This is a genomic window from Pantoea sp. ME81 (assembly GCF_903970985.1).
Classification (GTDB): Bacteria; Pseudomonadota; Gammaproteobacteria; order Enterobacterales; family Enterobacteriaceae; genus Pantoea; species Pantoea communis.
On the sequence record NZ_CAJCKS010000056.1, the window covers coordinates 1 to 13,347 of the forward strand.

Genomic DNA, 13,347 nt, shown 5'->3' on the forward strand with positions numbered 1-13,347 from the left:
AATACCATTGCCTGACCAGATAATTTCACCGGTCTGCACCAGCATCAGCTGCATCTGCAGCGTTGGCGCTTTCACATCGCCCTGTGCACTGCTGTAAAGCACATACTGCGCGTTGACATTACGTGCCAGGCCAATGGCTTTGCTGCGCGAATTGAGGCTGTCATCGGCTGACAAGCCCAAAGTCTGTTTTGCCTGTGCCAGCTGTTCTGGCGTTACCAAAGTGAATTTGCCGTTGTTCGCCAGCGCATTCTGAATCGCATCGGTGGCTTTATCACTCTGCAACGAACCGTTGGTGCTGTTCTTGATGCGATCCACCAGCAGCACGCTGCCTGGATTCACACCGGCAGACTGCACCATGTTCCCCACTAACGGCTGCACGCTGGCATTCCAGTTAATGGTTTTGAGTTTTGGCGGCTGCGGCACCGTTTCCGGCGGCGGTACCGGCTGCACAGGAGGCTGCTCCGGTTGAGTTGGCGTCGTCGGCTGGGTCGGTTCAACCGGCGCTGGGGTTTGCTGTTTCACCACACAACCGGTGAGCATCAACGCAAATAACAGCGCGCTGGAACGTTTTACACTGCGAATCACAGGTTACTCCTCAGAGATAAAGATAGAGACGCACCTTACTGGCGGTCAGGTTACCGATTTGCGAGACAACTTCTGTGCTGCCATGCGCCGGGACGATTTGAGTTTGAGCCGGCTCTTCCGGTGTTATCTCCAGCCCCTTCTCGTCGTACCAATAAAAACGATAGTGAACGGTCACCGGCGTTTCCCGCTGATTATAGAGCACACTTGAGGCACGCATCTGCCCATCACGGCTGGCCAGCGTGGGTTCATCGGTGATGATGCCCGCAGAGAGCACGGAAGATTCCATTACCAGCGATTGCGAGGTGTTGATCATCGGTTTGTCACTGCTGCACCCGACAAGGGTCAGCAACAGCAGGCCACTCAGCCATTGACGCATCACAAGGTCCGCCTGAGGTTAGATAGACAGCATCGGACCCAGCGGCTGACCGCCGACCAGGTGCATATGAATATGATAAACCTCCTGACCACCATGCTGATTACAGTTCATGATCAGACGATAGCCATCCTCGGCAATCCCTTCCTGTTTCGCGATTTTCGCCGCCACGGTAATCATACGGCCCAACGCATGCTCGTGTGCTTCCTGCACGTCATTGGCGGTGGGAATCAATACATTAGGGATAATCAGAATGTGCGTTGGCGCTTTAGGCGCGATGTCGCGGAAGGCGGTGACCAGTTCGTCCTGATAAACCACATCGGCGGGGATTTCGCGACGAATGATTTTACTGAAAATGGTTTCTTCAGCCATGGTGCATTTCCTTAAGCCTGAGTTCAGTCAGGCAGTATGCGCGAGGAATTCGTTTGCTTTCAACCTCAGTACCACTTTTCTTCTGTTAAATGGCTGCCTTTACGCCATTTCATCTCCCAGACAGCATTGCTGTGCTCTCCCTCTCAAATTTACGCCATCGCAGATCACCAAAATGAAACACTGTTTTATAAATTAGAGTTATCACGCCAGTTTCTTTGTGTTTTTGCCACAAAACCATCAGGCCTTGCCAAATCGCGAAGGTTTGCCGCTGCACCGCGCTCTACTTTCTATCCAATCCGGGCAAGCAGTACGGAGTAATGAGGGATGTGTCATCCGTCAATTTCAAGGAGAACCTGCCATGCAGTCTCGTAAAATTAGTCTGGGCCATTATCTGGCTTACGGTTCCGGGGATTTCCTCGGCGCCGGCACCACGGCGCTCACCGCTGCCTGGTTACTCTATTTCTACACCACCTTCTGCGGGCTTTCGCCGATTGAAGCCACCTTTATTTTTGCTGCAGCCCGCGTGCTGGATGCGGTCGTCAGCCCGCTGATGGGTTTTCTCACCGATAACTTCGGATCCACCGGGCTTGGCAAGCGCTTCGGTCGCCGCAAGTTCTTTATCCTGCTCGGTATTCCGTGTGTTTTCAGCTATACCCTGATGTGGATCGGCGACATGAGTTTCTGGTGGTATCTGCTGACCTATCTGCTGTTCGATATGGTCTACACCATGATTCTGGTGCCGTACGAAACGCTGGTGCCGGAGATGACCGACGACTTTAAACAAAAGACCCGCTTCTCCGGCGCGCGTATCGCGCTGGCACAACTTTCATCGATTCTGGCCGCCTTCCTGCCAGGCATCCTGATTGGCTGGTTTGGCAAAGAGAATCCCATCTCCTTCTTTTATGCCAGCCTGGTGTTCTCGGTCATCTGTGCGCTGGTGCTATTCCTGGTGTGGCGCTTCACCTGGGAACGCGCACCGGAGGATTTTTCCGCCGAGTCACGTCGGGCTGAAGAAGAAAAGACGCAACTCTCGCTGTTCCAAAGCCTGAAACGACTGTATATCGAGCTCGCCTCCACGCTGCGCATCCGTATCTTTCGCCAGCATCTTGGCATGTATCTGGGCGGTTACATCGCTCAGGACGTGTTTAATGCGGTATTTACCTGGTACGTGGTGTTTGTACTGATGCAGAGCGCGCAAATCGCTTCCAGCCTGATGGGAACGATGGCGGTGCTGCAATTTATAGCGGTGATGGCAATGATCCCGCTGTGTATACGCCTCGGACCGGCCCCAGCCTATCGTCTGGTGGTGATGCTGTTTGGCCTCAGCGCCCTCTCCTACGCTGGACTGTGGTACAGCGGGATGAACGATAACTTCGCGCTGTTAGTGCTGATCTCGGCCTTCGCCGGTTTAGGACGTGGCGGCATCAACTACGTGCCGTGGAATACCTACACCTATATCGCCGATGTCGATGAAGTGATCACCGGACAGCGACGTGAAGGCATATTCGCCGGGATCATGACATTGACGCGTAAAGCCTCGCAGGCCGGTGCCGTGATGATCGTTGGCATCCTGCTGCAGTTGGCCGGTTTTACCTCCGGTAAAACTGAACAGGCTCCTGCGGTGAGCCATGCCATTCTGCTGATCCTCAGCGTCGGCACCGTTGGCGTGCTGATCTGCGGCTTTATTGTGTCGCTGCGCTTCAAACTGAATCTGCATACCCACACTGTTCTGCGCGAAGAGACGCTGAAGATGCGTGAAGCGGGCCGTGTGGTCCCGGAACGTATTACACCGCAGGCGCGCACCATCGTCGAAACCCTGGCGGGTATGCCGTATGAAAACTTATGGGGCAACAACAACGTCGGTTACCTCAACCGTAACAAGCCCGCAGCGCTCGCGCTATCCACGCATCGCGGCACGCTTCACTCTCTCCCTACCCTGATTAACGATAGGAATGAACCATGACTGTATTTCCTGTAAAACACAGCGCCTTGTTGCGCCAGCCTGAATACCTGTTGCCACGCAGTGAATTAGTGCAACTCATCCACAAACTCACTGACAATCTGGTCAATATCACCGATCACAGCGGCGAGTTTTTGCTGCGGCTGGATGATGGCCGCGTCATTGACACTAAGGGTTGGGCTGGCTGGGAATGGACGCACGGCATCGGGCTGTATGGCATGCTGCATTACACCCAGCAGACGGGCGATCAGGCAACCCTGAAGATTATCGATGACTGGTTTAGCGCGCGCTTAGCAGAAGGCACACCGACAAAGAACGTGAACACGGTATGCCCGTTCCTGACGCTGGCTTATCGTTATGAAGAGACCGGTCATGCAGCATGGCGGCCGGTGCTGGAACGCTGGGCTGAGTGGGTGATGTATGAAATGCCGCGCACTGAGCAAGGCGGTCTGCAGCACATCGTTTACAACAACGAAAATACCCAGCAGCTGTGGGACGACACCTTAATGATGAGCGTGATGGCGCTGGCGAAGATCGGCCAGTTACTCGATCGCCCGGAGTTTGTTGAAGAAGCCAGCTATCAATTCCTGATCCACACTCAATACCTGATGGATCGTCAAACCGGTTTGTGGTTCCACGGCTGGACCTTCGATGGCCGACACAATTTTGCTAATGCCCGCTGGGCACGCGGCAATAGTTGGCTGACCATCGTGATCCCGGATTTCCTCGAAATGATGAACTGGCCGGAACAACATGCCACGCGTCGTTTCCTTCAGCAGGTATTGGCCAGTCAGGTCAAGGCATTAGCCGCTTGTCAGCACAGCAGCGGTCTCTGGCATACCCTGCTCGACGATCCACAAAGCTATCCGGAAGCGTCTGCCACGGCGGGATTCGCTTATGGAATTCTCAAAGCGGTGCGTAAACGGTATTTGTCTGACGAGTATCGCCCTATGGCGGAAAAAGCCTTGCGTGGCGTGATCGCCAATATTGATGAAGACGGGGAGTTAAAACAGGTGTCGTTTGGCACCGCAATGGGCAGCGATTTGGAGTATTACCGCCAGGTACCGCTGACGTCGATGCCCTATGGTCAGGCGATGGCGTTGCTATGCCTGACAGAGTATTTGCGGGTTTATCTGTAATCGCATTCACGTTGAAGTGGGAGAAAACGGCGGCAGACGTATAAAGCATTCCGAGCCAGCAACCATGGGCAGTGAAACATAGCGTGACCACCCAATACCGCTAACACCGATACCCTAATTTCTGGCGATGCGTCAGTACAGTCCAATGAAAAACGGGGTTTTATCCAATACCGCACCTAAGGTGAGGTGCGAGGGAGCGGCGGCAGAGGAGTAAAGCGTCCCGCGACAGGGATGTCGCGGGCCGAGCCCCAGGGATGGTTTATGGCGTCTTTACGATCTGCCGCCGCTTCATCGCACAGGCTCGGCCTCTGCCTTTGACCTTGACCTCAGCCTCAGCCTCAGCCTCAGCCTCAGACCGAGCCCAACCCCAAGCCTTTACATATTACGAATATAATCATCCATCTCAGTTTTCAGGTTATCGGACTTGGTCCCGAAAATCGCCTGAACACCGGAACCGGCCACCACCACGCCACGCGCGCCGAGGTTTTTCAGTTCAGTTTGATTCACTTTTGCCACATCCGCGACACTCACACGCAGACGCGTAATACAGGCATCAAGATTGGTAATGTTCTCTTTACCACCAAATGCAGTCACCAGTTTGCCTGCCATCTCGCTACCGGTAGCGCTGCTCTGCTCCATTGCAGTGTCCTCACGTCCAGGTGTTTTCAGATTCAATTTCACAATCAGCACACGGAAAACGGTGTAATAAATCAGGCCGTAAATGATACCGACAATCGGGAACAACCAGATCTTGCTGCTGTTACCGCTCAGCACCACAAAGTCAATCAGACCGTGTGAGAAGCTGGTGCCATCACGCATGCCCAGCAGAATACAGATTGGGAATGCCAGACCCGCCAGAATCGCATGGATGACATACAGAATCGGCGCCACGAACATAAACGAAAATTCAATCGGTTCGGTGATACCGGTCAGGAACGAGGTCAGCGCGGCGGAAATCATAATGCCGCCCACTTTGGCGCGGTTTTCCGGCTTAGCCGAGTGCCAGATAGCAATCGCGGCCGCAGGCAGACCGTACATTTTGAACAGGAAGCCGCCAGAGAGTTTACCTGCGGTTGGATCGCCCGCCATATAGCGTGGGATATCACCGTGGAACACCTGGCCTGCGGCGTTGGTGAACTCACCAATCTGCATCTGGAAAGGCACGTTCCAGATATGGTGCAGACCAAACGGCACCAGCGAACGCTCAACGACACCGTAAATGCCGAACGCCACCACCGGGTTCTGATAGGCTGCCCACTGGGAGAAATCCTGAATCGCGGTACCAATCGGTGGCCAGATAAAGGACAACACGATACCAGTGAAAATCGCGGTCAGACCGGAAATGATCGGCACAAAACGCTTACCGGCGAAGAAGCCAAGATATTCAGGCAGCTTGATGCGATAAAAACGGTTAAACATATACGCGGCGATTGAACCGGCAATGATCCCGCCCAGCACCCCGGTATCGGCAAGGTGTTTGGCCTCAATTTCCGCTGGCGGTAAGTGCAACACCAGTGGTGCAACCACCGCCATGGTTTTCACCATGATGCCGTAAGCCACCACGGAAGCCAGCGCCGATACGCCATCGTTATTGGTAAAACCGAGCGCCACGCCAATCGCAAAGATCAGCGGCATGTTGGCGAACACGGAACCGCCCGCCTCCGCCATGACATGTGAAACGACAGCAGGCAACCAGCTGAAGTTAGCCGAACCAACACCTAATAAAATACCGGCAATCGGCAAAACCGATACCGGCAACATTAGCGATTTACCTACTTTTTGCAGGTTCGCAAATGCGTTCTTGAACATAAAAGCTCCTGAGTATGAGTGCATATTTGCGCAGTGCGCTGGCAAAGGGGGAGGATCCTTCACCGGGGTGACGCTGAGCGTCTTTTGATTTATTACGAAGGGTAAAATAAATCGATATTTGTTACTTTGACGGCTATCACGTTTCGCTCAAGACGAACGCTTGCTTTCTGTTGTTTTTGACTGAATTGCCTGGAGAAACAGCAATAAATCACTGCCCGTGCCGCGTTATATGCCGCACAGGTCAGTGATTATAGAATTATTACAGAGTTTAAAATAAAGCGGATTAGCCGCCGAGTCGGCTCATTGGGACATGGAACAGACGCGAGAAGTTTTCTGTGGTCGCTGCAGCCAGCGTTTCGATATCCACACCCTTCAGCACAGCCATATAATCCGCGACATCGCGCGTAAAAGCTGGCTGATTTTCTTTGCCACGATGCGGAACCGGTGCCAGATACGGCGAGTCAGTCTCGACCAGCATGCGATCCAGCGGCACATAACGCGCGGCATCACGAATCTGCTCAGCATTGCGGAAGGTCAAAATGCCGGAGAAGGAGATATAAAAGCCCATATCCAGCAACTGCGCCGCAGTCTCTTTATCTTCAGTAAAGCAGTGCAGAACGCCACCACATTTTTCCACCTGCTCTTCACGCAGGATTGCCAGCGTGTCTTCACGTGCATCACGGGTATGTACGATGATCGGCTTATTCAGCGCGATGCCTGTACGGATGTGTTCACGGAACGAGGCTTGCTGCTGCGCTTTGGTCTCCTGCTGATAGAAGTAATCCAGCCCGGTTTCGCCCAGTGCAATCACCTGCTCTTCAGCTGCCAGTCGACGAAACTCTTCGACATCGTACGGTGCTTCCTGATTTAACGGATGCACGCCGCACGCCAGGGCGATGTTTTCCCTGTCGCCGACCAGTTGCTTGATCTTGTAGTAATCCGGCAGCGTGGTGGCAATCGCCAGCATAAACTTCACGTCACGCGCGGCGGCTTTGGCGATCACATCGTCCAGATCGCGATGCTGCTTCTCATAATCCAGGCCATCAAGATGGCAGTGCGAATCAACAATAAACATACTTCTCTCTTTTACGCTTAGCTGACCGCCGTGGGCGACATTAAGCGTCCCCAGGCTAACAGGCGATCGGTCAAAATCAGTTCACGGTTCAGGGCGGCGACATGCAACAGTTGCTCACGACACTGCATCCACTGCTGGGCGCTGGCGTTGAGCGCACTGCTGTTAAGCTGCTGAGCCAGTTGCGATACGACCTCAGGATGGTCGCCGTTGCTTAACCAGTTGCTGGCACCCTGCTGCACTTTCATGGCATCCACCAGTAATGAAATCAGCCAGCTGAGGCGCTCTGCCACATCGTCGCTGTTCAGCGCGGGCAGCAGTTGCAGTACATCGCTGTTCAACGCGCTGAGCAAAGTTTCACACAGCTTCTCACGTGCCTGCCAGCGCTCAGGCTGCAGCAGGGTCAACGCAGCAGCAGGTGCGCCATTGCTCAAGCGCAGAGCGGCTCGCAGTACTGGCTCGGATTGCGGCAGCTGTTTCTGCAGCCATTGCAAACTGGGCAGCTCTTCCGGCGGGGAAAGATGCCATGTCATGCAGCGGCTGCGCAAGGTTGCCAGCAAACGTGATGGCTCACGGACGCTGAGGAAAAACCAGCAGTTGGCAGGAGGCTCTTCCAACGTTTTCAACAACGCATTGGCGGCGGCTTCAGTGAGCTGCGCCGCATCGGGCAACCAGACAATCTTTGCTCCGCCCTGCTGAGCAAAATGGTAGAGCTTCTCGGTGACGTCACGTACCGCATCAATACCGAGTGAAGATTTGCCTTTTTCTGCTTCCAGACGATACCAGTCAGGATGCGTCTGCGCCTGCATCAGCTGGCAGCCGTGGCAATGGCCGCAGCTCTTCAAGCCTTCCGGATGTTGGCACATTAACCAGCGGCTAACACCCCACACTAACGCATCGTCACCCATGCCATTAATGGCCTGTATCAGCAAGGCATGGTGTGCCTGACCGCTTTGATGACGGCTGATAATCTGCCGATAGGGCTGATTCAGCCACGGATACCAGTTCATGCCGCCTGACCTGCCAGCCATTTTTGTAGCGCTGATTTAAGTGACGATGTCACTTCTGCAATATTTTGTGTGGCATCAATGGTTAAAATGGTGTCATCGCTGGCAGCCAACGCCAGATAACGGTCACGTGTGCGTTCAAAGAAACGCAGTGATTCTTGCTCAATACGATCGAGTTCCCCGCGAGCACGCGCGCGTTGCAGGCCAATTTCCGGTGTCACATCCAGGTAGAGGGTCAAGTCCGGACGGAAGTCGCCCAATACCGCATCGCGCAGGGTGGTCATCAACTGCGTATCCAGGCCACGGCCACCGCCCTGGTAAGCCTGGGATGAGAGGTCGTGACGGTCACCAACCACCCAGGCGCCACGCGCTAACGCAGGCTTAATCACGTTCTCGACCAATTGAACACGGGCGGCATACAGCATCAGCAGTTCGGCTTTGTCAGTCACCTGTTCGCCATCAATTCCCTGCTTCACCAGCACGCGTAATTGTTCTGCCAGCGGCGTGCCGCCAGGCTCACGGGTGAATACCACATCGTCGATTCCCTGCTCATGCAGCACCGCCACAATGGCATCACGCGCAGTGGTTTTGCCCGCGCCTTCAAGGCCTTCAATGACGATAAACTTACTTTTCATTTTTTTCCTTCATAGCCAGCCGATAGACCTGCACCGCTTTATTATGGCTGGCGAGATTGGTGGTAAAGGTATGTCCGCCTTTGCCATCCGCGACAAAATAGAGATAGTTGGTTTTTTCTGGATGCGCCGCCGCTTCCAGCGAGGCTCGGCCTGGCATCGCGATAGGACCTGGCGGCAATCCGCTAATCGTGTAGGTATTGTAATCGGTCGGCGTTTCGAGGTCTTTACGCGTAATCGTACCGGTGTAGTTATCACCCATACCGTAAATCACGGTAGGGTCGGTTTGCAGCTTCATGCCGGTGCGCAAGCGATTAATAAATACCGAGGCAACGCGCGCGCGCTCTTCCGTCACGCCGGTCTCTTTTTCGATAATCGAGGCCATGGTGACCAGATCTTGCTCATTTTTATAGGGCAGATTGTCCATCCGCCCCTGCCAGATCTCATCCACCAGTTTATTCATGCGCGTGTGTGCCCGCTCCAGCAGCGATATATCACTGGTGTTAGCTGTATACAAATAAGTGTCGGGATAGAAAGCGCCCTCAAGCTGATTTGCATCCATTTTCAGCGCAGCGGCGACAGTCGCAAACTGATCGTCAGTTAGCGTATGTTTGATATAGGGCGCTTGACGCAGTTCGGCCAACCACTCCTTCAGGCGTGAGCCCTCGACAAACCGTACCGGAAATTGCGCTTCTTTACCGCTGGCCAGTAACTGCAACAGCTGTCTTACCGTCATATTGCTTTCCAGTCGGTAGGTTCCGGCTTTGAACTTCGCGAGTTCAGGCTCAAGTTTCAAAAGCGGCCCAAACCAGATACTTTCCGGAATGATGTGCTGGCTTTCCAGTTGCGCTTCCAGCACGACCCGACCACTACCCGCGGGCAATGTGTAGATCGTTTCCTGATTAATGGTCAAAGGGGTATCGGCAAAACGTTCAATCTGCCAATAACTCAATGCCGCCGCGAGGCCGGCAATCACCACAGCGCTGGCGAGTATTTTTTTCATTCGGGTCATGATGCTTCCATCTTCTGGCAACTGTTATACAGCTGCTGGTACAGCGTGCGTGCGGTGAACGATACATCGTCAATTTTCCGCACAGGTAAAACCGGCATCAGGGCATTGCAGATCACCACTTCATCGGCGTTCAGCACATCCTCCCTGCTTCCTTCAATCAACTGACAAGCCTGGCCTTCCGACGCTATCTGCGCTATCAGATAACGGCGCATAATGCCATCGACACCCGCTTGCTCAAGACGCGGCGTGAAAACCTGATCACCTTTGCGCCAGAATAAATTGGCCGCACAGCATTCCACCACCGTCCCTGCAGTGTCAAGCACCAGCGCCTCATCAGCATCGGTGTGGTCAAGCTGCTGACGGATCAGCACCTGTTCCAGTCGGTTAAGATGTTTGAGGCCGGCGAGCAGTGGATTGCGCGCCAGTCTCACTGGGCTGGTTATGAGCGCTGCACCCTGCTGCTGCAAAGTGGTGTAGTGTTGCGGCCACGGAGAAAGGGAGAGGATGCGCGTCGGGGTTGTGCAACCGGTTCGGCTATATCCCCGTCCACCGACGCCTGGCGTCAGAATCACTTTTAAAACGGACTGGGTTTGACCCTTGGCGGCATGCTGCATCTCCTCGGCCAGCTGCGCCATATCCGGTAAGGGAATGAATAAACGCTCACAGCCTTCCTGCAATCGCTGCAAATGGGCGTTCAGCAGTTGTATCTTGCCTGCCACTACCGCAGCAGTGGTAAAACAGCCATCACCAAACTGCACCGCGCGATCGCGCGCAGAAAGTTCGAACTGCTCTACGCCGTTTATCCACATACCGCTCACCTTTGGCTACCCTGCCAGTCTGAATACCACTGACAGCGGTAAGAATCCACGCCACTGCGTGACAAAATATAAAAAAGGCCCGCATTGCGGGCCTCTGTTTGGCTGGGTAAAACTTAGACCTTGCGGAAGATCAGCGAGCCGTTGGTGCCGCCAAATCCAAAGGAGTTACACAGCGTGTACTCCAGTCCGCTCACCTGACGTGCTGTATGCGGCACGAAGTCGAGGTCACAACCTTCATCTGGGTTATCCAGGTTGATGGTTGGCGGAACCGCCTGGTCGCGCAGCGCCAGAATCGAATAAATCGCTTCTACCGCGCCTGCTGCACCCAGCAGGTGCCCAGTCATGGATTTGGTAGAACTCACCATCACGCTGTGAGCCGCTGCACCAAATACAGACTTGACCGCCTGAGCTTCAGCTTTGTCACCCGCTGGCGTTGAGGTGCCATGCGCGTTGACGTAGCCAATCTGTTCAGCATTCAGCTGCGCGTCACGCAATGCATTCACCATCGCGGCTGCAGCACCTGAACCGTCCTCCGGTGGAGACGTCATGTGGTAAGCATCGCTGCTCATGCCGAAACCGATGATTTCAGCATAAATTTTCGCACCGCGCTTTTTCGCATGCTCGTACTCTTCCAGCACCACAATGCCTGCACCATCGCCCAATACGAAACCATCACGGTCTTTATCCCACGGACGGCTTGCCGCCTGCGGATTATCGTTATTGGTTGAGAGTGCACGTGCAGCACCAAAGCCACCCACACCCAGCGGGGTACTGGCTTTTTCAGCACCACCGGCCAGCATGACATCGGCGTCGTTGTACGCAATGATACGCGCAGCATGACCAATGTTGTGCACGCCTGAAGTACAAGCGGTTGCAATAGAAATGCTTGGACCTTTCAGACCGTACATGATGGTCAGGTGACCTGCCACCATGTTAACAATGGTAGAAGGAACAAAGAACGGGCTGATTTTGCGCGGACCGCCGTTAACCAGTGAACTGTGGTTGTCTTCAATTAAACCCAGTCCGCCGATGCCGGAACCGATAGCTGCGCCGATGCGGCCGGCATTCTCATCAGTCACGACCAGACCGGAGTCCGCCATAGCCTGAATACCAGCCACAATGCCGTATTGGATGAAGTCATCCATCTTACGCTGATCTTTGCGCGAGATGAATTCATCGCAATTAAAATCTCTTACTAAGCCCGCAAAGCGTGTTGCGTAGGCACTAGTATCAAAATGGTCGATCAGGCTGATGCCGCTCTGACCGGCAAGGAGAGCACTCCAGGTAGACTCTACGGTATTGCCGACAGGAGACAACATGCCAAGACCAGTCACAACTACACGACGCTTAGACACGTACGTCCTCCAGGGAGGGAAAAAATAACGCTATGTGGGGCAAACATAAAACTCAGGCGGTCGAGGTGACCGCCTGAAGATATTCATTAGCCTTGGTGGCTATTGATGTAATCGATCGCTGCCTGAACGGTAGTGATTTTCTCAGCTTCTTCGTCTGGAATTTCAGTATCAAACTCTTCTTCCAGAGCCATTACCAGCTCAACGGTGTCAAGAGAATCTGCACCCAGGTCTTCAACGAAAGAAGCAGTGTTAATCACTTCGTCTTCTTTAACACCCAGCTGCTCAGCTACGATTTTCTTAACGCGTTGTTCGATATCGCTCATACTATTTAATTTCCTATCAAAACTCGCTTTCGCGATGGTTTTCGTAGTGTATAAAATGTTGAAAAAGATGCAACAAAATCCCGGCTGGTCGAACCACGATTTTGCGCTATTCTGCGGTGTTTACCGCAGATAATGCAAATGTTTTCGTGATTATCAGACCATGTACATGCCGCCATTGACGTGGAGCGTCTCACCCGTGATGTAAGAGGCTTCGTCAGAGGCTAAGAATGCAACAGCATTGGCAATCTCCTGCGGGTCGCCTAAACGACCTGCCGGCACTTCTGCCAAAATGCCCGAGCGCTGATCTTCGTTCAGTGCACGCGTCATGTCCGTCTCAATAAAGCCCGGAGCCACGACGTTTACGGTAATGCCACGTGACGCGACTTCTCGCGCCAGTGATTTGCTAAAGCCAATCAAACCTGCTTTTGCTGCCGCATAGTTTGTTTGACCCGCGTTACCCATGGTTCCAACTACAGAACCGATGGTAATGATACGGCCCACGCGTTTTTTCATCATGGCACGCATAACCGCCTTAGAAAGACGGAAGACTGATGTCAGGTTGGTATCGAGGATATCCGCCCACTCATCGTCCTTCATGCGCATCAACAGATTATCACGCGTAATGCCTGCATTATTGACTAAAATGTCCACTTCGCCAAATTCAGCGCGAACTTTCTCGAGCACGCTCTCAATAGAGGCCGCATCGGTCACGTTCAACAGCAGACCTTTGCCGTTATCGCCGAGGTAAGCACTGATTGCTTCCGCACCGCTTTCGCTGGTGGCGGTTCCCACCACTTTCGCACCACGCGCAACCAGCGTTTCCGCGATTGCACGGCCAATGCCGCGGCTTGCGCCAGTCACCAGCGCTACTTTACCTTCAAAGCTCATGT

At 53.8% G+C, this 13,347-nt stretch carries 14 protein-coding genes; 2 read left to right on the forward strand and 12 right to left on the reverse strand.

The genetic code is table 11. The features are described from left to right. From lpoB to hinT, 3 genes are all read right to left on the reverse strand, one after another. A partial coding sequence (lpoB, locus tag H7A81_RS12355; RefSeq protein WP_182057650.1) for a penicillin-binding protein activator LpoB occupies positions 1-585 on the reverse strand: 585 nt, incomplete at its 3' end. A 10-nt stretch (positions 586-595) separates the two neighbouring features. Continuing rightward, the gene (locus H7A81_RS12360) at positions 596-961 is read right to left on the reverse strand and encodes a YcfL family protein (RefSeq protein WP_058959574.1); all 366 of its coding nucleotides are present in this window, start codon (positions 959-961) and stop codon (positions 596-598) included. Between the two features lie 18 nt (positions 962-979). Continuing rightward, positions 980-1,330 (reverse strand): purine nucleoside phosphoramidase, encoded by a 351-nt coding sequence (gene hinT, locus H7A81_RS12365; RefSeq protein ID WP_058959575.1) that lies wholly within the window; start codon positions 1,328-1,330, stop codon positions 980-982. 358 nt (positions 1,331-1,688) lie between these two features. Here hinT and H7A81_RS12370 point away from each other — a divergent pair, with 358 nt between their 5' ends. Beyond that, positions 1,689-3,293, forward strand: coding sequence for an MFS transporter (locus tag H7A81_RS12370; RefSeq protein ID WP_182057651.1), 1,605 nt, complete (start codon positions 1,689-1,691; stop codon positions 3,291-3,293). Further along, positions 3,290-4,429, forward strand: a complete 1,140-nt coding sequence (locus H7A81_RS12375; RefSeq protein ID WP_166931795.1) for a glycoside hydrolase family 105 protein — start codon at positions 3,290-3,292, stop codon at positions 4,427-4,429. Before H7A81_RS12370 ends, H7A81_RS12375 begins: the two co-directional genes overlap by 4 nt. Before the next feature lie 375 nt (positions 4,430-4,804). Here the strand turns inward: H7A81_RS12375 and ptsG are convergent, their stop codons facing one another. The 9 genes from ptsG to fabG all read right to left on the reverse strand — a co-directional run bounded on the left by ptsG (position 4,805) and on the right by fabG (position 13,345). Beyond that, complete coding sequence (ptsG, locus tag H7A81_RS12380; protein ID WP_058959578.1) at positions 4,805-6,238, reverse strand: PTS glucose transporter subunit IIBC; 1,434 nt, start codon at positions 6,236-6,238, stop codon at positions 4,805-4,807. A gap of 283 nt (positions 6,239-6,521) precedes the next feature. Continuing rightward, positions 6,522-7,313: a metal-dependent hydrolase gene (locus H7A81_RS12385; RefSeq protein ID WP_034830707.1), complete on the reverse strand. Its 792-nt coding sequence runs from the start codon at positions 7,311-7,313 to the stop codon at positions 6,522-6,524. A 17-nt stretch (positions 7,314-7,330) separates the two neighbouring features. Then, positions 7,331-8,320, reverse strand: coding sequence for a DNA polymerase III subunit delta' (gene holB / locus H7A81_RS12390; RefSeq protein ID WP_166931798.1), 990 nt, complete (start codon positions 8,318-8,320; stop codon positions 7,331-7,333). Then, the gene (gene tmk, locus H7A81_RS12395) at positions 8,317-8,952 is read right to left on the reverse strand and encodes a dTMP kinase (protein WP_058959580.1); all 636 of its coding nucleotides are present in this window, start codon (positions 8,950-8,952) and stop codon (positions 8,317-8,319) included. Before tmk ends, holB begins: the two co-directional genes overlap by 4 nt. Further along, the gene (gene mltG, locus H7A81_RS12400) at positions 8,942-9,961 is read right to left on the reverse strand and encodes an endolytic transglycosylase MltG (protein WP_182057652.1); all 1,020 of its coding nucleotides are present in this window, start codon (positions 9,959-9,961) and stop codon (positions 8,942-8,944) included. The genes tmk and mltG overlap by 11 nt, the downstream gene beginning before the upstream one ends. Further along, the gene (pabC, locus tag H7A81_RS12405; protein ID WP_182057653.1) at positions 9,958-10,770 is read right to left on the reverse strand and encodes an aminodeoxychorismate lyase; all 813 of its coding nucleotides are present in this window, start codon (positions 10,768-10,770) and stop codon (positions 9,958-9,960) included. The genes mltG and pabC overlap by 4 nt, the downstream gene beginning before the upstream one ends. Positions 10,771-10,892: 122 nt before the next feature. Further along, on the reverse strand, positions 10,893-12,134 hold the full coding sequence (fabF, locus tag H7A81_RS12410; RefSeq protein ID WP_034830699.1) for a beta-ketoacyl-ACP synthase II: 1,242 nt from the start codon (positions 12,132-12,134) through the stop codon (positions 10,893-10,895). 86 nt (positions 12,135-12,220) lie between these two features. After that, positions 12,221-12,457: an acyl carrier protein gene (gene acpP, locus H7A81_RS12415; RefSeq protein WP_007885774.1), complete on the reverse strand. Its 237-nt coding sequence runs from the start codon at positions 12,455-12,457 to the stop codon at positions 12,221-12,223. A 153-nt stretch (positions 12,458-12,610) separates the two neighbouring features. Beyond that, positions 12,611-13,345 (reverse strand): 3-oxoacyl-ACP reductase FabG, encoded by a 735-nt coding sequence (gene fabG, locus H7A81_RS12420; RefSeq protein WP_034830697.1) that lies wholly within the window; start codon positions 13,343-13,345, stop codon positions 12,611-12,613. Positions 13,346-13,347 lie beyond the last annotated feature (2 nt).